The organism is Chryseobacterium sp. SIMBA_028, from assembly GCF_046535285.1.
Lineage (GTDB): Bacteria > Bacteroidota > Bacteroidia > Flavobacteriales > Weeksellaceae > Chryseobacterium.
On the sequence record NZ_JAWRWZ010000911.1, the window covers coordinates 1 to 229 of the forward strand.

Annotated in this window: 1 protein-coding gene; it reads left to right on the forward strand. The window is 68.6% G+C overall.

From position 1 onward, the window contains the following. The coding region (locus SCA31_RS25855) for a CocE/NonD family hydrolase (protein ID WP_410699789.1) at nt 1-229 on the forward strand (229 nt) is incomplete at both ends.

A 229-nucleotide genomic window follows, 5' to 3' on the forward strand; every position in this document is an offset into this window, starting at 1 on the left:
GCCTCTGAAGGCGTCTGGGAGCCCCTGCGACATGAGGGGCAAGACGGTGCCGACACCGTTGAGTGGGCCGCCGAGCTTCCGGGCGCGAACGGTAGCGTGGGAATGGTTGGGGGCAGCTATTGCGGTCATACCCAGTGGCGCGCCGCCATTGAGCAACCGCCGGCGCTAAAGGCGATCACACCGTTGATGACCTGGTCGGAGCCGCGCGAAGCCCTGGTCGCCCGCGGGG